Consider the following 21,715-nt stretch of genomic DNA (forward strand, 5'->3'; position numbering starts at 1 on the left):
CTTCCAAAATTCTGGCTCCTGAATGCTAACTCCTGGCTCCCGGCTCCTGGCTCCTGGCTCCTGACCTCGTCCAATACCAATAAAAAGGCAACCCACTCCCCATCAACGCCAACCCAATCAACGCCTCCCGTGGCTTCGTGATCATCGTGATCGCAATCAACGCCACACAAAACAAAATAAAAATCGCCGGCACCACCGGATACCCCCAGGCTTTATACGGCCGTGGCACATCCCGCATCTTCACCCGCAGCACAAAGACCCCAAGCGTGGTGGCCCCATAAAAAATAAACGCCGCGAACACGAGCATGTCCGTCAACTGATCAAAGCTCCCCGAAAACACCAGTATGGATGACCACACCGCTTGAATAAATATGGCTTTGGATGGCGTATTGTAGCGGGGATGTATGTAGGAGGCGGATTTAAAGAACATACCTTCCTTGGCCATCGCATAATACAGACGTGGCGGCCCCAGCAAAGTAGTATTCGTGCAACCAAACGTGGTGAGCAGGATCAGCAACGCAATGAATAATGCTCCAGCTTCTCCCAGGAAATGACGGATCACCACCACGGCGGCGATCGTGTTTTGTGATTTGTGGGCCGCGATGATCTCGTCGATGGGAAGCACATAGAGGTAGGTGAAGTTGATGCTGATGTAGACCAGCATCACAAACGAAACGCCGAGCACCAGTGCCAGCGGCAGGTTCCGGTTCGGGTTCTTGATCTCTCCGCCGATGTAGCCCGTGGCACTCCATCCTTCATAGGCCCAGAAGGCTGCCAACAACGCCGCGAAAATGCTTTGAATGAACGCACCCTCGGTCCAGGCATGATGCACATAGCCCGTGGCGGGTGTAGTGAAATTGGCCCAGCTGCCACCGCCCAACGTGAGGCCCAGCACAATAACCAGGAAGATGCTGACCACAACAATGATGGTGACCGTCTTGCTCAGGCCTTCGCCGAATTTCAAACCGATATAATTGTTATAAGACAAGCCCACGATGAGCAGCACGGTGAGGGTCTTGACCCCAAAATTGTCGAAGGGTGTGAACACACCGCCCAGGGAGATTTGTGCCCAGGAGGCGGGAAGCTCCGGCAGGGGCACCAGTGCGTTGAAGGAATGGGCAAACACATAGGCGATCGACGCGACGGCCGCCGAGCGGATCACCGTGAAGGCCGTCCAGCCGAAAAGGAAAGCAAAGAATTTGTTGTAGATCTTCCGAAAGTAAACATACTCCCCACCCGAATCGGCCAGGAGGCCCGCCACTTCGGCGTTGCTCAGTGTGCCGCAGAGGGTGATCAGACCGGCCAGCACCCAGCAGGTCAACACCAGGTCGGCCGACAACAGCTCGGACGACATAGGCGCCACTTTTTTATACACGCCCGACCCGATGACCGAGCTGACGGTGAGGATGAATGCTGAGAACAATCCGAGGGAGCGTACGAGTTGCCCCTGTGTCTTTTCAGGCTGCGCCATAATGGTTTAGGATGGTTAATGAAAGCTTCCTTTGCCGCCTGCGCGGAAGGGATCGTTTTCCGGAGGGTAAAGTATTCAGATTTGCCGAATAATGCGGCACCGGAAGGTCGAAAGTTGACGGCTTTTCGGCCGCCAACGATTTTAGGGTTACCAAAGGCTGGGAAGGGGTGGGGGTTAGTGCAGGGTTGATGTATTCAGGAAGGATTCAAACGAGGGTTGATTTTTTATGGACGTGCAGAGCATACATCCGTCAAAGGAATGATGTCCGTTCGTTTTAATTAATGGGCACATAACTCGCGCGTTGGGTGATGCGGCGGATGTATTGATGAAGCCAGATGTATTTTTTGATCTTACGGCCCGGCCGGCGCATGTTCATCTCCTCATCCTCGACGCGCGTGATCAGCCCGCTGCGATTAAATTGTGTGAGGATGTTCGATACGTGCGCGGTGTCTACCTTCTCTGTTTTGTTGAGGTTTCCGATCACCTGCTCTGCTGTAAAGTATTCGGTATATTCGAAGATACATTGCAGCACGCGCAGCCGCAGCGGTGTGACGGGAATGCTCCGTCGGTACAGCATCGTCTCTAAAAATTCTTTGTGGATTTTCATAAACAAAAAAATTATTCCTGCGACAAATACGGTATGGCTACTGAAACACTTTTGCAGTTTGAAAATAATTTCCGGAACGGGTAAAAATTTGCACCAGAGGTTTCCTGCGAGTCTTCGCATGGGTTGATTGAATTTTGTTTTACTTATCGGAAACATACATGCAAAATCTCATCGGTAATGTGACGATGGAGATGCGGGACGAAGGTACAGTTTGTCGATTACGCGTCTCTCCAAGCTTTCGCGGGAACCATCCCGGAAAATAATAGTTGCATCAATCCGGAATAATGTGAAATATTATAAAGAAAAATACTGTCCGTACGCGAAAGCGCGCCTGATCAGCAAATGGGCTCGCTCCGGCCGACGGACGACGTGGCCAAGAAACCCCAAACTATTGATAACTATACCTATGAAAAATCTCCTGTCAGCAGCGTTGCTCCTGAGTGCGTGTGCAGCTTTTGCACAACCCAAAATTGACGTCGACAAACAAATGAAACTGAGCCTGCAGCAATACAAAGGCATGCTGAAAGAATTTACGGACACGACCCTCTTCCCGCAGTCGGTCAATCCCGATGGCACCTACAAAAAGATGCCGAGCGAGTGGTGGTGCACGGGCTTCTTTGGGGGCTCGCTCTGGTACCTCTACGAATACACCAAAGACCCTGAAATGAAGGCCGCCGCCGAAAAATGGACCATGGCCCTGAAAAAAGAACAATACAACACGGGTACCCACGACCTGGGCTTCATGCTCTACAATTCGTTTGGCAACGGCTATCGTCTCACCGGCAACCCGGCCTACAAGCCCATCATGCTCAAAGGCGCCGAATCGCTGTCGACGCGTTTCAACCCCAACGTGGGGGTCATCAAATCATGGAACAACTTTCACGGCTATACCTATCCCGTCATCATCGACAATATGATGAACCTTGAGTTCCTGTTCTGGGCCGCCAAAACTTCAGGCAACAAGAAGTTCTACGACATCAGCGTCACACACGCCGACAACACCCTGAAAAATCATTTCCGTCCCGACTACAGCAGCATACACGTGTTGTGCTACGACAGCGTAGGGAACGTGATCGCACGCAAGACGGCGCAAGGCTACTCCGACGAATCGGCCTGGGCGCGTGGACAGGCCTGGGGTCTCTATGGCTATGTGGTGATGTATCGCGAAACCAAAGACAAAAAATACCTGGACCAGGCCGTGCACATCGCCGATTTCTTTACGCATCATCCCAACATGCCCAAAGACAAAGTGCCCTACTGGGACTTTAATTCGCCTGCCATCCCCAACGACGTTCGCGACGCATCGAGCGCCGCCATCGCCGCCTCTGCCTTACTGGAACTGAGCGGTTACGTGAAAGGCGAGAAGAGCAAAGCCTACTTCGCTTTCGCGGAAGAAGTGCTGCAGAACCTGTCGAAGCCAGAATACTTCGCCTCGTCCGACAATCACAACTTCTTGTTAAAGCACTCCACTGGCCACAAACCCGCCAACAGCGAGATCGACACCCCCATCGTCTACGCCGACTACTACTACCTGGAAGGCCTGTTACGCTACGACAAACTGACCCGCAAGAAGTAGTGCATTTCTTTGCGCCTTTCCTTGCGTCTTAGCGCCTCTGCGGTAAAAAATTTGAACCGCGGAGGCGCTAAGACGCAGAGGAAGACGCAAAGCCGTGAATTTTTTATAAATTTCCCCCGTTAAATGTCATCCGCCGTGAAAAAGATCCTTGTCGTCGAAGATGATCACCGCCTCTCAGAGTCCGTCACAAAAGCCCTGGAAAAGGAAGGCTATGGCTGCGAACCCGCCTTCGACGGCCACATGGCCCTGAAATATTTTCAACAAGGCAGCTACCAACTCGTACTCCTCGATATCAATCTTCCCAAAATGAACGGCATGGACCTCTGCCGCAAATTCCGCGAAACCAACGCCGAGATCCCCATCCTCATCATCACCGCCTTTGGCGACATCGACAGCAAGATGGAAGCCTTCACCCTGGGTGCCGACGACTACCTGGTGAAGCCGTTTCATTTGCGCGAGTTGTTGGCCAAGGTGAAAGTGTTCCTGAAACGGGCCGAGCAACCTAACGCAGCCCAGCCGCTTTATCAACTCCAGGACATCAAACTGGACCCCAACAAAAAGATCGCCATCCGCGAAGGCAAGGAAATAAACCTCACCCCCAAGGAATACGGCTTGCTGGAATACATGCTCAAGAACAGCAACCGCATCATCTCCAAAGACGAACTGGCCATGAACCTGTGGGACGCCAACTACGGCGTGACCCACAACACCATTGAAGTATACATCAACTTCCTGCGCAACAAGATCGACAAGGAGTTTGAAAAGAAGCTCATCCTGACCAAGCCCGGCTTCGGCTATTATCTAAACGATCAGCGCGATGAACTATAAAACGAGGCTGACGCTGCTTTTCGTAGGGCTCTTCTTCTTCGTGCTGTCGTCTATCCTCGTCTTCATCTACATCTCCTATTCGGAATTCCGGCGCGACGAATTTTTTGCGCGCCTTCGCGAAAAGAGCTTCAACACGGCCAAGCTGCTCATCGACGTAAAAGAGATCGACATCGGCCTGCTCAAGATCATCGACCAGAATTCCATCAACAAAATGTATGACGAGAAGATCCTCATCTTCGACGAACAAAACACCCTGATCTATAGCAGTCTCGACGACGAAAAGATCCCGTATTCCCTAAGGACCATTGAACAGATCCGGAAGCGCGCCGACAAATACTATGTCGACGATGACGGCGATGAGGTGGTGGGCGTGCACTACACCGGCCAGGGCCACGATTATGTGGTGCTGGCCTCCGCCTATGATACCTATGGCATCAGTAAGCTGGAAAACTTAAAGACCCTGGTCATCATCGCCCTGGTGTTGGGCACGTTGCTGATCGCATTGTCCAGTTACTATTATATCCGGCAAGTATTCCGCCCCATCGATGCCTTGAATTCATCGATACAAACCATTGGAGAAAATAATCTACACGAGTTTATCCCCGTGAACGGAAGAAAAAATCGCGATGAACTCGACCAGTTGGCCGTGAACTACAATCAAATGTTGGGAAGGCTTTTCAAAGCGTTCGAGTCGCAACGCGCCTTCGTACGGAACGCGGCTCACGAATTGAAAACACCACTGGCCCTCATTCACGGCAAGCTCGATCGCCTGGACGAGCTCGCGGGACGTCAAAACCCCGAGATGCAAGTCTTGCTGACCAGCCTGGAGCAGGACGTCGACAGCCAGGCCGACCTGGTGGAGTCGCTGCTGTTGATCCAGCGTCTCCAGTCGCAGTTGCCCGTGAATACGGCGAAAGTGCGGATTGATGAATCGCTCTATGAAAGTGTGAAGGATGTGAACGAGACCTTTCCGCAACAGGCCGTTCGGATCGATATCGAATCGTCTATTAAAACCGAAGACCAGCTGACGGTGGTGGGCAACACGTTGTTGCTGAAGATCTGTTTTCGCAACCTCATCGCCAATGCCGCCATGTATTCCGCCACGCCCGAGCTGAACATAAAAATATCCGAAGAAGACCACGGCTTGCAACTCACCTTTGTCAACGCCGGCGACGACCCCATTCCCGACACGCGCATTTTCGAACCCTTCTACCGGCAGACGCAACAACAGGAAAAACCCGGACACGGCCTGGGACTTTCCATCGTCAAGCAGATCATTGAATTAATGAATGGCACCGTTGGCTATTATTTCGAAAACGAAAAACACCATTTTCAGGTCACCATACCCCACACCTGAAATTTTAAGGTTTATTTAAGGACCCCTTTAAGCCCCCCTAAAGTCTGCACGCGTTCATTTGTAGGACATTAGAAATGGTGCATTTTAAGAAATGATGCGTTTTATTGGATTTGTGGTGGCGCTCTTGTGTATAACAATCTCACTTCACGCTCAGGACACTTTACGGGTCTCTATACAGCAAGCCGACAGCTTGCTGGTGATGCGTAACCTGTCGTTGCTGGCATATAGATACGAAGTAGACAAGGCAGAGGCCAGGAAGATACAGGAGAAGTTGTTCAACAACCCTCAACTGTATACGGAATGGAGTTTATATAACCCAACAGCACAAAAATGGTTTGACACCGGCAAGAACGGGCAGAAGATCGTGCAATTGCAACAGATTTTCCGCATCGCCGGACAGCGTAGAACGGCCATCCGCCTGGCGGAAGAGGAAAAGCGTATGACCGAGTGGCAGTACTATGAGCTGGCGCGAAGCCTGAAGTACGAGCTTCACGTGAGCTTCTACCGCTATTACTATCTCAACCACGCCATCGTGAACATCCGCTCGCGACTGGATCTGTTAAAAAATCTCATTTCCATCTACGAACTGCAATACAACAAAGGCAACATCTCGCTGCAGGAACTCACCCGCTTGAAGTCGACCTACTTCGAGATCAACAACAAAGTGAATGACACGCAAACCGAGTTGGTGCGGCTGCAGGAAACCCTGAAAGTGCTGCTGTCCGACGACCGCGCGATTGCGCCGGCGCGCAGCGAATCGGACGCCGTGATCGCGGTGTTACCGGCCGTCACCCTGCCCGAATTGGTGGAGAAGTCGATGGAGAACCGCCCGGAAATTAAAGCTGCTCAAAGCATACAAGCCCAAAGCCAACTGCGCTATTCATTGGAGCGCAAAGAGGCCGTCCCCAACCTGATGGCAGGCGCCGTCTATGACCAGGCCGGTAGCTATGTGCCCAACTATAAAGGTGTGTCGTTCGGGTTGCAAGTCCCTTTGTTCAACCGGAACCAGGGCCGCATCCAGGAAGCCAGGGTGGGCATGGTCCAGGCCGATGTGCTGCTGCAAAGCCGCCGCCAGGAAATTAGTCGTGAAGTGGAAGCGGCGTGGAAGGTCTTTCAACTGTTGGATGCCCAATACAAAGCCTCCGGCGGAGACTTCGAGGCGCAACTTGATTTGCTGAGCAAAGGGCTGGTGAGCAACTATAGCAAGAACAACATCTCCCTGTTGGAATTCACCGACATGTTTGAGGCCTACAACTCCAGCATCATCGAATTAAATCAACTCAAAGCCGATTTAAATAAGTCATATGAAGAACTCAATTATGCCGTGGGTGAAGATCTCCATTAAAAATTGCCCATGGATGCCGTTGGTGTGGTCGGTTGTGCTGTTAGCGGTGGGATGTGACCCGAAGAAGGCCGTAGACCCGGCCGAGAACAAGGCGTTTGCCTTGAGCGACACCATGCTGAAAAGCATAAAACTGGACACGGTTGCCGTGAGGCCGGTGAACGGTACCCTGAACCTGAACGGAAAGATCGTGGCCGATGAAAACCGGCTCGTGGAAATATTTCCCATCGTGGGTGGAAACGTCGTGGAGGTGGATGCGGAGTTAGGCGACTATGTAAAGAAAAATCAGACCCTGGCGACCATTAAAAGCGGGGAAGTGGCTGAATACGATCGCCAACTCATCGAAGCCCAGTCGGACGTGTTGGTAGCGCAAAAGAATCTGAGCGTGAAGCAAGATCTCTACGATTCTAAATTGTCGTCGGATCGCGAACTGGTGGCCGCTCAAAAAGAACTGGAAAAAGCCGAAGCCGCGCTGCGGCGGATCACGGAAACTTTCTCGATCTACAATTTCAACAAGAAATCGGAATACAGCCTGAAGGCGCCCATCAACGGGTTTGTGATCTACAAGAACCTGACGCGCGACATGACCTTGCCCGCCGGCCACACCGAAAGTGTGTTCACGGTAGCCGAGCTGGACGAAGTGTGGGCCATTGCCGATGTCTACGAAAGCGACATCTCCCGCATCCGCGAAGGCATGGACGTGTGTGTGACCACCCTAAGCTATCCCGGCGACCTGATCCGCGGCAAGATCGACAAGATCTTCAGTGTGCTGGATCCGGAAACCAAAACCATGAAGGTGCGCATCCGCATCCCCAACCCGCAGTTCAAGCTGAAGCCACAAATGCTGGCCACCATCAAAGCCACGTACCACGAAGATAAATCCATGACGGCCGTACCGTCGTCCGCGATCATATTCGACAACAGTCGCCAGTTCGTCATGATCTTCAAAGACCGGTTCAACATCGACACCCGCGAGGTGGAGGTGTATAAAACGGACGAGGATATCACGTGGATCACCCAAGGTGTGAAACCGGGCGAAGTGGTGATCAGTCACAATCAGCTCTTCATTTACGATGCTCTTAACGACTAGCGGATGATCAAGCTGATAAAAAATATCGTAGCGTTTTCGTTAAAGAACAGGTTCTTCACGTTCTTTTGGGTGACCATCATGGTGGTGGCCGGTGTGGTGAGCTATAAGAACACGCCCATCGAAGCGTTCCCCGATGTCACCAACACCCAGATCATCATTGTCACGCAATGGCAGGGAAGAAGTGCACAGGAGATCGAGCGTTTTGTGTCCATCCCTATCGAGGTGGCCATGAACTCCGTGCAGCGCAAAACCAACGTGCGGTCCATTTCCATGTTCGGGTTGTCGGTGATCAAGATCATTTTTGAGGACAACGTAGAAGATTTCTTTGCCCGTCAGCAAGTGAACAACCAATTGGTGACGGTGTCGCTTCCCGAAGGCGCTGAGCCTGAAGTGCAACCACCCTATGGGCCCACCGGCGAGATCTTTCGCTATGTCCTGACGTCCAAAACGAAGGACACGCGCGAGATGCTGACCATTCAGAATTGGATCATCGACCGTCAGCTCCGTGCCGTACCTGGTGTGGCCGACGTGGTAGCCTTCGGCGGCCGTGAAAAGATCTACGAGATCCAGGTGAACCCCGCCCAGCTGAACCGCTACGAGATCACCCCTCTCGACGTGTACCAGGCCGTTACGAAAAGCAACATCAACGTCGGCGGCGACGTGATCGAGAAGAATGGCCAGGCGTATGTGGTGCGGGGTATGGGCTTGCTCAACTCCATCGAAGACATTGAAAATATTATTATCGAAGATCGCGCCGGCGTGCCGGTGTTGGTAAAAAATGTGGCGAACGTTATCCAGTCCGACCTCCCCCGCGTGGGGCAAGTGGGATTGAATAAAAGGGACGACGTGGTGGAAGGCATCATCGTCATGCGCAAGGGCGAAAATCCCAGTGAGGTGCTGAAGCGTGTGAAAGCCAAGATTGAAGAGCTGAACACCCACATTCTCCCCGGCGATGTGCGCATGGCCACGTTCTATGATCGCGACGTGCTGATGAACTACACCACGCACACCGTAATGCACAACCTGGTGGAAGGTATCATCTTCGTGACGGCCATCGTGTTGTTGTTCATGGCCGATTGGCGCACCACGCTCATCGTGTCCATCATCATTCCCCTGTCGCTGCTGTTTGCGTTCTTTTGTTTGAAGATGAAAGGCATGAGTGCCAACCTGCTATCGCTGGGGGCGATAGATTTCGGGATCATCATCGACGGCGCCGTGGTGATGGTGGAGGGCATCTTCGTGACCCTGGACCACACCGCGAAGAGGTATGGTATGGAGCGGTTCAACAAGATCGGGAAACTCGGGATCATCAAGAAGACCGCGTCCCGCACAGGCCTGGCCGTGTTCTTCTCCAAGCTGATCATCATTACTGCACTCCTGCCCATTTTCTCTTTCGAAAAAGTGGAAGGAAAAATGTTCTCGCCCCTGGCCTATACGCTCGGATTCGCGTTACTGGGTGCGTTGATCTTTACGCTCACGTTGGTGCCGGTGCTGAGCGCGGTGTTGTTGAAAAAGAATGTAAAAGAAAAACATACGTTCATCGTAACCTTCTTCGATCGCATCGTATCGAAAGGATTTCATTGGACCTTCTCGCATAAGACCGTAAGCCTCACCGTAGCCCTCACGATCGTGGCGGCCACCTTGTTCTCGACCAAATGGCTCGGAACGGAATTCTTGCCCCAGTTGAACGAAGGTGCCTTGTGGGTAGAAGCAAAAATGCCTATGAGCATGTCGCTGAACGAGACGGTGAAGATGGTGCACACGCTGCGCAATGAACTGAGTTCGTTCAAGGAAGTGAACGGCGTGCTGTCACAAACCGGCCGCTCCAACGATGGCACGGACCCCAGCGGTTTCTATTATGTGCAGATGCAGGTGAACCTGAAACCGAAAGAGGAGTGGGGCCGCAAGATCAGCCTCGATGGGCTCATCGGCGAAATGGACAAAAAGCTAAAAAAATACCAGGGCATCAACTACAACTATTCGCAGCCGATCATCGACAACGTCGCGGAAGCAGTGGCCGGCATGAACGCCAACAACGCTGTGAAAATATTCGGTCCCGACCTGGCGGAGCTCGACAAGCTGGCCACGCAGGTGCTCGCCAGCATCCAGGACGTGCCCGGCATCAAAGACGCCGGCATCCTGCGCAACGTAGGCCAGCCCGAGATCCAGATCAAACTGCACGATCATGAAATGGCGCTTTATGGTGTAACCACCAGCGATGCCCAAGCCGTCATCGAAATGGCCATCGGGGGAAAGACCGCTTCGATCATGTATGAAGGCGAAAGGAAATTTGATATCCGCTTGCGCTTCCCCTACGAATACCGGAAGTCGGAACAGGAGATCACCAGCTTGTTGGTGCCCACGCTGAAGGGAACCAAAGTAGCTTTAAAAGAGATAGCAACGGTCACGGCCATCACCGGTCCGGCCTTTATCTATCGCGACAACAACAGCCGTTTCATCGGCGTCAAGTTCACCGTGCGCGAGCGCGACCTGGGCAGCACCATCGCGGAGGCACAGCAACGCGTGAAGCAACGCCTGCACATACCACAAGGCTACACCATACAATGGACGGGCGAATTTGAGAACCAGGTGCGGGCAACGGCCCGGCTGGCGCAAGTGGTGCCCCTCAGTCTCATCGCCATCTTCGTGCTGCTGTTCATCACCTTCGGCAACGCCAAAGATGCGGGGCTGGTGCTCATCAACGTGCCCTTCGCGCTCATCGGTGGCATACTTGCCATTCACATTACTGGGATCAACTTCGGGATCTCTGCGGGGGTGGGATTCATCGCGCTCTTTGGCATCTGCGTGCAGAACGGGGTGATCCTGATCACGGAATTCAATGAAAACTTAAATAAAGATATGAGCTTGTCCGATGCGATCGCGCTCGGGATCAAGCAACGCACGCGGCCCGTCGTCATGACGGCGCTGATGGCGTCTATAGGTCTTATGCCTGCGGCTTTGTCCACGGGCATTGGGTCAGAAAGTCAGAAACCGTTGGCCATAGTGATAATCGGGGGGTTAATCACGGCCACGGTTCTGATTTTATTGATCTTTCCCATTTTCTACGAACTCGCGAATCGTCGCAACCATGGTCGCAAGTATAAGCCGCAAAGCGCATGAAACGACTAGCGTATTTCCTTTTCCTGTTGCCGCTTCCGCTGACCACCGTCAGCGCATCCGATCAGCATGCGGGAGGGGAGATATTGACGAACGGCATCTTCATCACACCCCGGGACCTCGCCACCAACAACGTCACTGAACAGGCGACGACCGACGATCTGAACACCTTGGTGGTGAACCTCGATGACCAGGTGCTGGTCACCCGTCAAGGCGTTGAACAGCGTTATACGTTCGGCACGCTTTCCGGTTACTATAAAGACGGATACCGCTACCGTGCCTTTGGCAAGAAGAGTATTTTCAAGACGTCGGGCTACTACAAAGTGCTCGACGACGCAGGCCTGATCATTTATTCCAAACGCTCCGTCAACCACAAGACTGGAGGCAAGACGTTTTACTATTACAGTACCGGATGGGAGATGCCCGTGCGCAAGCTCACCCGGCAAAATCTGAAGGAAGACTTTTCAACTGACCCTGTCTTTGTTGACGCCGCCACAAGCACATTGCAGGGTCAGGTCTTCCTCACCGAAAAAAACGGTCATATGCTCATCAATGACCTCTACCTGTCTCGAACGAAGTAAAGCCCATCTATAAATTAGTTTCTCGCGCCTCGGTTGCCTTCGCAGCTGAGGCGTTTCTTTTATCGTAGCGTGTAGTGTTGCCCGTTGTGAGTGGTGGGTTAATCAATTTTGCATTAAAGGCACAAAGCAAGGGCTGGATTAACGCTGCGTTGACTTTGCTGCCTGCCCGCCGAAGCTTCAGCGAAGGAGGGTCCTCGGCGTCTTTCTTTGCTCGCCGAAGCTTAGCGAAGGCGAGGCGGTGAAACCTTTAGCGATAAAAAATGCCCGTGGCAACGCATGCCACGGGCGGGGAAGTTGGACTCCACGGGTCCCTTATCGGGAATTTGGGTTATGGAACAGGATATTTTTCATATCCCAAACAAGAATACACAATGTATAGCAAATTTGCTATACTCTGCTCTGAAAAAATATAGCAAATTCGCTATACATCCAATTCCGTTAAAATGACCCAAAACACAAAACAGCGCAATCTCAAAAAGCTGGCTGCCTTCGGAAATAATCTTCAACGCATCAGAATAGAAAAGGGCATCTCGCAGGAAGACCTCGCCGACCGGGCCAACGTTGCTTTTTCAACCATAAATAAAGTGGAGAACGGACACCTCAACACCGGCGTCTGCACAGTTTTCGACCTGGCCCGCGCGCTTAAGGTATCGCCGAAAGACCTCTTCGACTTTTAGCCAAATCACATCACGCACGATCGCGACCCGTTGGGACGGTCTAGGCCTCACTATCGTCGTCGCTCTTTTCTTCTGCGTGACTACTGCGCTCCACCCACCAGTACAGCGGGGGAATGAGTATCGGCGCGAAGATGAGGGTGGACGTGAGGCCACCGATAATTACCGTAGCCAGAGGCCGCTGCACATCCGAGCCAATGCCGGACGATGTCGCTGCGGGGATTAACCCCACAATGGCTACAATGAGAATGGAGAGGATGGCCCGCATTTGCTCCTCAGCGGTCTTCTGCACCGTGTCGACGTTAAACGTATTTTCCAGGGAGGCCCGGTTCAATGCGGACACGAGCAGCACACCCGCCATCACCGAGATCCCGAAGATGCTCACAAAACCCACGCCCCCCGATACGTTGAAGTAATAGCCCCTCAGCAGCAACGCGAGAATTCCGCCCGCCAGCGCAAACAAGATACAACTCATGGTGACGAGCGTGTGCTTGAGGCTTTTGAAGAGCATGAACAGAAAAAGGAATACCATCACAATGGTGAGGGGAATGGTGATCAGCAGTTGCTTGCCGGCCCTTTCCAGGTTTTCGTATTGACCGCCATAGATCACACTATAGCCTTTGGGAATTTTGATGGACTCGTGGATCTTTTCTTCAAGGTCTTTTACAAACCCGCCTTGGTCGCGGCCGCGGATGTTGGTGCGCACGGTCACCATGCGCTTCCCGCTGTAGCGGTAGATGTTGGTCTGCCCTTCCACGAACGTGATGTCGGCCAGCTGGCTCATAGGGATCAGGGCGCCGGCAATCGACGACACCTGCAGGTTCTTGATCACATCGACGTTGTTGCGGAACTCCGGCAGATAGCGGATCACGATGTCGTAGCGTTTGGTGCCGTCATACAGAACGGAGATGACTTTCCCGCCCACGGCAGCTTCGATCATATTTTCGATGTCGGAGATGTTGATGCCAAAGCGAGCTGCATTTTCGCGGTTGATCTTGATGGCCAACTGTTCTTGCGGGCCCTCTTGTTCGATGTTCACCGACTCGCTGCCTTTCATATTTCTGACGATGGCCGCAATGGAATCTGCTTTCGGTCTCATCTTCACCAGGTCGTCCCCAATGATGGAGACGGCAAGGTCGGCGGCGCTTCCCGTCACGATCTCCATGACCTGGTCGATGATCGGCTGGCCACTCGAGAACCGCACGCTGGGGAAAGCCCGCTCCAGGTCGACGCGGATCCGCGACACCAGTTCTTTTTTCGAAACGGTGTCACTCCACAAATGATAATCTTTCAAGCCGACGAGGATCTCGTTCCGGTTGGCAGGAAAAGGGTCGGTGCCTTCGTCGTTTCGGCCGGTCTGTGTGATCACAAAAGCGATCTGTGGATATTGTCGGATGATGCCCCTGATCTGGGGTGAGTATTGCGCGTTCTTCTGGATGGTGATCCCGGAGGGAAAATTACCGCGGAGAAAAATGGAACCTTCATCCAGCTCGGGCAGAAATTCTGTTCCCAGCTTGGATCCAAAACCAACGAGGATCAGCACAATGGTGAATCCGACCAACACGGTCAGTTTTGTTTTGGAGAGGATACCCTTCACCAGTGAGCCATACTGATTTTGCAGGAAGTCCAGTACTTTATTTTTATGCTCCTTGATCGGCTCATCCACATTGGCGATCGTTTTTCCATAGGCAAACGACACCAGCACGGGGATCAGCGTGAGCGCAGCGAGCATCGAACCGATCACAGCGAACGCCAGGGTGAGTGCCATCGGCGAAAAGAGCTTGCCCTCTACCCGGGTCATCAGCAAGATCGGCATGTAGGCCAGGATGATGATGGTGACGGAAAAGAAGATCTCCCGTCCCACTTCCTGGGCCGCCAGGTTCGTGATCTTGATAATGCCCTGACGACGTTCGTCCGCACTGGACGATCGGTATTTTCGCACCAGGTGCTCCACCATCACACAGGCTCCATCCACAATGATCCCGAAGTCGATGGCGCCGAGGGAAAGCAAGTTGGCCGGGATGCCGGTGAGCCGCATTAGGATAAAGGCGAACAACAAAGAGAATGGAATGGTCAGGGCCACTACGAGGGCGCTTCGAATGCTTCCTAAAAACAAGACGAGGATGATCACGACAATACTGACACCTTCCACCAAGGTCTTTCCCACGGTTTGAAGGGAATGATCGATCAGAAAACTCCGGTCATACAGGGTACGGATGCGGATCCCTTCGGGCAGTTCGTGCTCCTGCAGGTCTTTGAGTTTTTGTTTCAGGGCCTTTAACGCATCGCTGGGGTTTTCATAACGACGCAAAAGCACAATGCCTTCCACACCGCTGTTCACGTTCGTGTTGTCTTCGGCCACGGAATAGCCCAGCACACCACTTGGTGGCGGCGGCGCAATCTCCACACTCGCCACGTCGCGCAAAAATATGGGCACACCGTTTTCGGATTTCAAAACAATGTTTTGGATGTCTGTTTCGGATTTGATGGCGCCAAGGCCGCGGATGGCATAGCCTTGTTCACCCTGATCGATCAGGTTTCCACCCGTGTTTTGGTTGTTGGCTGCGACGGCATTCTCGACATCGGAAATCGCCAGGTCATAGCGGCGGAGTTTTTCGGGGGAGGCCAGGATGTGGAACTGTTTCAGCGGGCCACCAAACGTGGTGATGTCGGCCACACCCGGCGTTTGGAGCAGGTAGGGTTTGATCACCCAGTCTTGCAAGTCCCGTAACTCGGTAGGCGTGAACGATGGTGGTCCTTCCACGACGTAGCGAAAAATTTCGCCCACGGCGGTGGACAGGGGTGCTAATTCGGGCGCAACGCCATCGGGCAATTGTGCCGACTGCAGGCGCTCCAACACTTGCTGACGGGCAAAATAATCGTCGGTGCCATCCTGGAATGTTAACTGCACAACGCTCAGACCAAAGATCGTCCGGCTTCTTCTGTCGAGCACGCGCGGTGTGTTCTGCAGGGCGCGTTCAACGGGCACCGTCACTTGCTGCTCCACTTCCTCGGCGGCTCTTCCCGGGTATTGTGACACAATGATCACGTTCGTGTCGGCAATGTCGGGATAGGCTTCGATCTTCAATTGCGTGAAGCACCAATAGCCGATGGCCATCATGGCCACGCTCACGCCGACAACGATCAACCTGTTTTGAAGCGAAAAAAGTAAGAGCCCTCTGATCATGGGTTAGTGAATTTCTACCGGATGGGTAATGATCAATCCATTTTTAAATTCCTTGCGAAGCTGGGAAACGGTGTGGAGCACCTTTTCGTCTTCGTCTATAAACGTTATCATCATGGGGGGCTCGTCAAAACTGAAAAGATCGTCGGGGCGCTTCAGGTGTTGGTTGGAACCAAAGCCGATGTGGCCCCGAAACGCGGTTGCTCCTTTTATCTTATGGCGGATCAGAAATCGGATGATGTATTCGAACAAGGGCTGTGATCCGTGGAGTTCATCCTTGTCGATAAAGATCTGTGCTTGCAGCATGTGTATGGGGGTTAATAGCCGAATGATAGACCCTTTAACTGAATGGAACCTTCCACCACCACCCTGGCGCCAAGCGCGATGCCGTTGCTGATGAGGGTGCGATCTCCAACCTGGGCGCCGATACTCACTTCCTGGCGCTGATACTGCAAGCTATCTGATTTAACAAAAACATAATGCTTTCCCTGCACCGTGATCACCGCCGATTTGGGAACGCTGATCACCTCTCCTTCGTCGACGCCAAAAGACAACAACGCAAACATCCCGGCCTTCAACTTGTTTTGAGCATTCTTCAAGGTCACGCGGAGCTTCACCATGCGCGTGGCGTTGTCTACGACATCGGCGATGTCGTCAATTTTTCCGTGGAAGGTCTCGGTGGGGAACGATGTGAACTGTATCGTGCAAGGTCCGCCTTCAGTGACTCTGCTGAGCTGGTTTTCGGGGAGGTCACACGTAATGTAGGCCATGCCGGCCGATGACTTCCGCAGCGCCTCCGGATTGAAGCCGTTCGACTTCAATTTAGTTTCGTGCTCGATCAGGGCGGCGCGCTCGTTGGCCAGGTTGGTTTGTTCCATCGCCAGGGCCGTCTGGGCATCCAACAGGTCTTTGCCGGTAGCCACACCGTGAGCCTGCAGGTCTTTGATCCGGCCCAATTCGATTTCCTTTTGTTTGATATTGATTTTTTGGATCTGGTTGATATTGATCTGATGCTGGATCAACGACGTGTAGTTGCCCGCCAGGTCAGGGTTTTCGAAGAGCACAATGTTTTGCGTGGCGCCCTCGCCCGAAGGGATGACGGTGGCCGAAACCTTGGCCGGAATGGTGAGGTTGGCCGTGATACCTTTTTTTCCGATCACCTCCGTTTTAAAGAAATTAATACCGAGCGTATCATGAAACACGATGGTGTTGCCATGGTCCTTGACTTCGGGAGCATAGCTCACCACCGGGACGTGCGGATCCTTTTTACCGCACGAAATCAATAACAGGAAAGCCGCCGTGCTGGCCCATGTTAAACGTCGAGATATCATTGTGCCAATTGGTTTATTAAGCCTGAGACAAATAAGAGCTGAATATAGCTTTGCCGGTATTGTTGTTGTGCGTCGTAGTATTGCTGCTGCGTTTCCAGCCAGCTTCGTTGAGCTTCCAAAAAGTCGATGATCGTGGTGCCGCCGCGCAGGTAGGCGTAGCGCACCCGGTCGAGTATGGATTGTGCCTGTTGCAGGATGCCCGTGAACCGCTCCACATTCTGTTGCTGAACGATAAAGCTTTTATAGGCCGTGTTGATCTCGGTTTGGATCTGCGTTTGAACCGTCACATAGTTCTGTTCGGCTTGCCTTTTTAAGATCGTTGACTTTTGAATTTCGCCCTGGTTGCGGGAAAAGATCGGCAACTCGATCGTGCCAAAGAAACCGACATAGGGCACGGTGTTCTGTGGGTTCCAGATCATGCCCAGCTCCGGCTGGGGAAGGGCCATCGACTTCTGGAATTTTATGTTGCTCTCCGAAAGGGTGATCATGGTCTGGATCTGTTGGATATCCGACCGGTTGGCGAGGGCGTATCGCAAAAGCGTATCGATGTTGATGGATTCGGGAAATAGAAATTCATTGGTCAGGTCCACATCCACCGAGTCGGTTGTACCGATCAAAAAACGCAATTGACTCCGCTTGTTCAAGAGATCTTGCCGGACGGATTTCAATTGAACGGCATACTGCTCCGACAACAGCTGCGTCCGGATCAGGTCGGTCTCCGAGATCACCTGGTTCTTCAAACGGAGCGCATTGATCTTGGCCAGCGTGTCGGCGTTGTTCTTGGCAATTTCAATGACGCGGATCTGATTTTGAGCAATCCACACATCAAGCCATTTGGAGGCTACGTCAAAAAAGACATTCCGCTCCAATTCCAGAAAATTCTTGTTGATGAGATTGTAGCCTTGATTGGCGACATCGATGCGGTACTTCCGTTGGTTGGGCAATTGAAAGGGCTTGGTCAGCTGCCACCAGACCTGCCGGTTATGGGGACTGTTCCAGGCGGTGTTCTCAGCGTAGTATTTGCTGTTGGCCAGTTGCAGCGTTTGATTGTTCAGCGCCGGGTTGGGCCGGAGTTTGGCCGAGACAATATCGGCCTGGCCGGCTTCTATGGTATAGCGCTCCGTTTTGAGAAAAAGGTTGTTCACGCGCGCGGCCTTCAATGCCTCTTGCAGACTCATAGATGACTGTGCTTCTGCGGTCAGGCAAACAACGTAGCCAAGTACCAATAGAAAGGATATTCGATAACGCATGGCCGGGATAAGGGACGTTAAAAAAACATTTAAAGATAGAGCAAATTCAGGAGGATTTTGATCCCTCACCAATCGAAACAAAGCTTATAGATCACAGCTTGTTCATAAAGTCACATACATTCCAGGAAAAATGTACGGAATTAAGTTCTTTTTAAGGTAGTGTTACTTTGTCGGTGAATGTCGTGAAGGATAATAAGAGCGCATGTGTATCGCGAAAAGTAACGCTCCAGGAATTACGTAACGGGCTTGACGGCAATCGTTGCGGAAGGTTACCAGGAATTCTACTCCCGGTTTAGTGCTTATGCCAGGTACACCTCAATGCAATGTGACCTTTCGAATGGACTTGTTATTGGAGTCGGCCACATAAAGATTTCCATCGGCGTCGATGGCCATGGCCACGGGGGTATTCAATGAGGCCGTCAGGAGAGGGCCGTTGGTATTGCCCGGTGTTGACCCTGCGACCAGCACAGGGCTTCCGGTTGACACTTCATAGATGTGCGAGTGGCCTGTGCATACGTAAAGCGGTCCGGTCTTGTCCGCCACTATGCCCATGGGCATAGGTAAATTGACGAGGGTGGTCACTTCGCCCGAAGGGGTTATCTTCCGCACAAGGTCATTATTCAGATCACAGACATAGAGGTTGCCGGCGTTGTCGCTGGCAATGCCATAGGGTGCGTTGAAGGAGGCCGCGGTTCCAACGCCATTCACGGCGCCCGCACGGCCGCTTCCGGCAAAGGTCGTGACATTTCCACCCGGGGTGATCTTTCGGATCAGGTGATTATAGTAATCTGTAACATAGAGGTTGCCATTGGGCGCCATGGTTATTCCCAGGGGATAATGGAATTGGGCGTTGCTTCCCGTGCCATCCTGCAGCCCTTGTGTTCCGCCGGCCAGCGTGGTGACAACACCGTTGCTGATCTGGCGGATCGCGTTGTTGTTCCCATCGGCAACATACAGATCGCCCGATGTGACATCGGCGAAAACACCATTGGGGATGTTGAACGCAGCGGCAGTGTTGGCGCCGTCGACAAAGCCCGGTCCGTTCCCCCCGGAAAAGGTGGTGGCTGTTCCGCTGCCATCGATGCTCAAAATGCTGTGAATGGTTCCTTGGCTGACCAGCAGGTTCCCGGCCCGCCCAATGGCAATGCCTAGCGGGGGCGCCGCCAATCCACTGATAAAGGTAGTGATCCCGGTGGTGGGCGTAACGGTAAAGGTGCCGCCGTTCATTTGAAAGCCGTTGACGGTGAGCACCAGGTCGCCGGTAGTAGCCGCGTTGGGAACCGTGACGACGATTTCCGCGGATGTTGCGCTCACCACCGTAGCCGCGACGCCGTTAAAAGTGACGAGCGTACCCGCCAGGGTTGGATCGAATCCCGTGCCCGTCAGTGTTACCGTGATGCCGACCGGCCCGCTTGCCGGCGCGAAAGAGCCGAACGACAGTTGTTGTACGGTGAACACAGGTCCATAGACTTCACGCTTACCGTATTTCACAGAAATGTTCCCGGTTTTAGCGCCTTGTGGAACAACGGCGATGATCTGCGTTTCCGTAATGCTTTGAATGACCGCAGGCACGCCATTGAATTTTAAAACGATTTGACTCATGTCGGTGTTAAAGCCCGCTCCGCTGATGGTCACCGTTGTGCCGGCCGGACCCGAGGACGGTTGTACCGAACCCACATTGGTTTGAATGACGGTGAAGATGGGGCCGCTCAACAACCGCGAACTATATTCAACGGTCACGTAGCCCGTGGTGGCCGTGGTGGGCACGAGGGCCTTAATTTGCGTGGACGAAATTCTCTTAACGTCGGCCGCAACCCCATTGAATTTTACGAGCGGAGCGTTCTGAGTATCGAACCCTTGCCCGTTTATCGCGACCTCCGAATCCGGAAAGCCCCGGCTTGGGGAAATATCTGAAATAGCCGATGGACTCACGGTGAACAATGGGCCAGTAGCCATCAGGTTGCCAACCTTCACAGTCACCGCCCCGGTCGTAGCACCCAGCGGGACAACAACCAACAGCTGCCGTGCCGACGCCGAAGTCACGGTGGCGACTGCGCCGTTGAAAAGCACCGTGTTGCCAGAGGGCACCTGGCTAAAGGCATCGCCGTTGACGGTGACCACCGTGCCCGGTGTGCCCACAGCCGGATCGAGTTGTGAGATCCCAAACACCGTGAACAATGGACCCGTCACCCGTTGACCCGCTACCTCTACACTAACGGAACCGGAGGTGGCTCCTGCAGGAACGGTCACCTTCAGTTGCGCTGTGGTGGCCTGCGTGACCGTCGCGGCCACACCGTTAAACTTCACGATGTTTTGTGCACTCGTGGCTCCGAACTGCGAGCCGAAAATGGTCACCTCCGTGGAGGCCACTCCGGTCGACGGGTTTACGGAGGTAATGGTGAGTCCGGTAGACTCGATGAAGTCAAAAAATGGTCCCGTCACCAATTGATTTCCCACCACCAGGCCCACGGTGCCATCGCCGGCCTGAAAGGGCACCTCTGCATAGAGCGTATCTTTTTTTACACTTTTCAGGATGGCAGTTTTGCCATTGAAAGTCACCTTGTCGTCGGCCGCCCTCGCGCTGAAACCTTTCCCGATAATGGCCACCAGGGTGCCGGCCGGGCCTTCTCTGGGTTGAATGTCTTTGATGATAAGTTTGTCCTGAAAGGCGAACGACGGCCCGGTCACCGTCACGCCATTCACTGTGACCTTCACCGGCCCTGACCCTGCATCTTCCGGAATGATCACCACGATCTGGGTTTCCGTCACACTTTCCACTACCACGGCCACCCCGTTGATGGTGACAGAAACCTTGTCGATATCTGATCCAAATCCGGTGCCGGCAATCTTTATTTCCGTTCCCGGCATGCCGCTGTCGGGATCGATGGAAGAAATGATTGGCGGGACCAAAGGGAGTTCATCTCGCCGGCTGCAGCCATGGAACAAAAAAACAAAAACCACCACGGAAAGAACCATCGTGATGGCAAGCTGCCAAAAGTGATGCGTTTTCTTTTTCATAGGACATAGGGCGGAAGGTCCATCGCAAAGGTGAAGGCACAAACTGAAACCTAATTGCAGTGACAGGATTTTTAGGGTGACAAAAATGTCATCGTGAACAGTACCCATTCCGTTGTGGAGCAATCCGAAAGAACGAACGATTCCGTGGCGATTTTCTTTGTCGCTCACAGAAGACGCAAGAAAATAGTAGACGTCAAAATGCGCGTACTCCACGACCGTGAAGATCAACTCGTCGAAAATTTAAAAAACACAAGCCCTCACCGCAAAATGCCCTTTAAAGCCATCCCTG

Annotated in this window: 15 protein-coding genes; 8 read left to right on the forward strand and 7 right to left on the reverse strand. The window is 52.9% G+C overall.

Annotation, left to right across the window (positions count from 1 at the left end):
• Positions 1 to 25 precede the first annotated feature (25 nt).
• Both BUB30_RS20270 and BUB30_RS20275 read right to left on the reverse strand, forming a co-directional pair.
• Positions 26 to 1,471, reverse strand: coding sequence for an APC family permease (locus tag BUB30_RS20270; protein WP_073137631.1), 1,446 nt, complete (start codon positions 1,469 to 1,471; stop codon positions 26 to 28).
• Positions 1,472 to 1,745: 274 nt separating this feature from the next.
• Positions 1,746 to 2,078: a transcriptional repressor gene (locus BUB30_RS20275; RefSeq protein ID WP_073137633.1), complete on the reverse strand. Its 333-nt coding sequence runs from the start codon at positions 2,076 to 2,078 to the stop codon at positions 1,746 to 1,748.
• Between the two features lie 406 nt (positions 2,079 to 2,484).
• On the opposite strand from BUB30_RS20275, the gene BUB30_RS20280 reads away from it, so the two are divergent.
• The 8 genes from BUB30_RS20280 to BUB30_RS20315 all read left to right on the forward strand — a co-directional run bounded on the left by BUB30_RS20280 (position 2,485) and on the right by BUB30_RS20315 (position 12,646).
• Positions 2,485 to 3,654: a glycoside hydrolase family 88 protein gene (locus BUB30_RS20280; protein WP_073137635.1), complete on the forward strand. Its 1,170-nt coding sequence runs from the start codon at positions 2,485 to 2,487 to the stop codon at positions 3,652 to 3,654.
• Between the two features lie 135 nt (positions 3,655 to 3,789).
• Positions 3,790 to 4,482, forward strand: a complete 693-nt coding sequence (locus tag BUB30_RS20285) for a response regulator transcription factor (protein WP_245804140.1) — start codon at positions 3,790 to 3,792, stop codon at positions 4,480 to 4,482.
• Positions 4,472 to 5,839, forward strand: coding sequence for a sensor histidine kinase (locus BUB30_RS20290; RefSeq protein ID WP_073137639.1), 1,368 nt, complete (start codon positions 4,472 to 4,474; stop codon positions 5,837 to 5,839). Before BUB30_RS20285 ends, BUB30_RS20290 begins: the two co-directional genes overlap by 11 nt.
• A gap of 91 nt (positions 5,840 to 5,930) precedes the next feature.
• On the forward strand, positions 5,931 to 7,184 hold the full coding sequence (locus BUB30_RS20295; protein ID WP_084138270.1) for a TolC family protein: 1,254 nt from the start codon (positions 5,931 to 5,933) through the stop codon (positions 7,182 to 7,184).
• Entirely contained in the window at positions 7,144 to 8,271 is a 1,128-nt protein-coding gene (locus BUB30_RS20300) for an efflux RND transporter periplasmic adaptor subunit (protein WP_245804141.1), read from the forward strand. Before BUB30_RS20295 ends, BUB30_RS20300 begins: the two co-directional genes overlap by 41 nt.
• Before the next feature lie 3 nt (positions 8,272 to 8,274).
• Positions 8,275 to 11,391, forward strand: coding sequence for an efflux RND transporter permease subunit (locus BUB30_RS20305; protein WP_073137643.1), 3,117 nt, complete (start codon positions 8,275 to 8,277; stop codon positions 11,389 to 11,391).
• On the forward strand, positions 11,388 to 11,969 hold the full coding sequence (locus BUB30_RS20310) for a hypothetical protein (RefSeq protein ID WP_073137645.1): 582 nt from the start codon (positions 11,388 to 11,390) through the stop codon (positions 11,967 to 11,969). Before BUB30_RS20305 ends, BUB30_RS20310 begins: the two co-directional genes overlap by 4 nt.
• 443 nt (positions 11,970 to 12,412) lie before the next feature.
• Positions 12,413 to 12,646 carry a helix-turn-helix domain-containing protein gene (locus tag BUB30_RS20315; protein WP_073137647.1) on the forward strand — a complete coding sequence of 78 codons (234 nt, stop codon included), beginning with the start codon at positions 12,413 to 12,415 and terminating at the stop codon, positions 12,644 to 12,646.
• A gap of 40 nt (positions 12,647 to 12,686) precedes the next feature.
• Here the strand turns inward: BUB30_RS20315 and BUB30_RS20320 are convergent, their stop codons facing one another.
• The 5 genes from BUB30_RS20320 to BUB30_RS20340 all read right to left on the reverse strand — a co-directional run bounded on the left by BUB30_RS20320 (position 12,687) and on the right by BUB30_RS20340 (position 21,426).
• Complete coding sequence (locus tag BUB30_RS20320; RefSeq protein ID WP_073137649.1) at positions 12,687 to 15,830, reverse strand: efflux RND transporter permease subunit; 3,144 nt, start codon at positions 15,828 to 15,830, stop codon at positions 12,687 to 12,689.
• A gap of 3 nt (positions 15,831 to 15,833) precedes the next feature.
• Positions 15,834 to 16,133: a DUF190 domain-containing protein gene (locus BUB30_RS20325; protein ID WP_073137651.1), complete on the reverse strand. Its 300-nt coding sequence runs from the start codon at positions 16,131 to 16,133 to the stop codon at positions 15,834 to 15,836.
• An 11-nt stretch (positions 16,134 to 16,144) separates the two neighbouring features.
• On the reverse strand, positions 16,145 to 17,158 hold the full coding sequence (locus BUB30_RS20330) for an efflux RND transporter periplasmic adaptor subunit (RefSeq protein WP_073137653.1): 1,014 nt from the start codon (positions 17,156 to 17,158) through the stop codon (positions 16,145 to 16,147).
• Positions 17,155 to 18,336, reverse strand: a complete 1,182-nt coding sequence (locus BUB30_RS20335; RefSeq protein ID WP_245804142.1) for a TolC family protein — start codon at positions 18,334 to 18,336, stop codon at positions 17,155 to 17,157. The genes BUB30_RS20330 and BUB30_RS20335 overlap by 4 nt, the downstream gene beginning before the upstream one ends.
• 387 nt (positions 18,337 to 18,723) lie before the next feature.
• The gene (locus BUB30_RS20340; RefSeq protein WP_073137657.1) at positions 18,724 to 21,426 is read right to left on the reverse strand and encodes an IPT/TIG domain-containing protein; all 2,703 of its coding nucleotides are present in this window, start codon (positions 21,424 to 21,426) and stop codon (positions 18,724 to 18,726) included.
• Positions 21,427 to 21,715: the final 289 nt, after the last annotated feature.

The sequence above is a fragment of the Chryseolinea serpens genome, assembly GCF_900129725.1.
Taxonomy (GTDB): Bacteria; Bacteroidota; Bacteroidia; order Cytophagales; family Cyclobacteriaceae; genus Chryseolinea; species Chryseolinea serpens.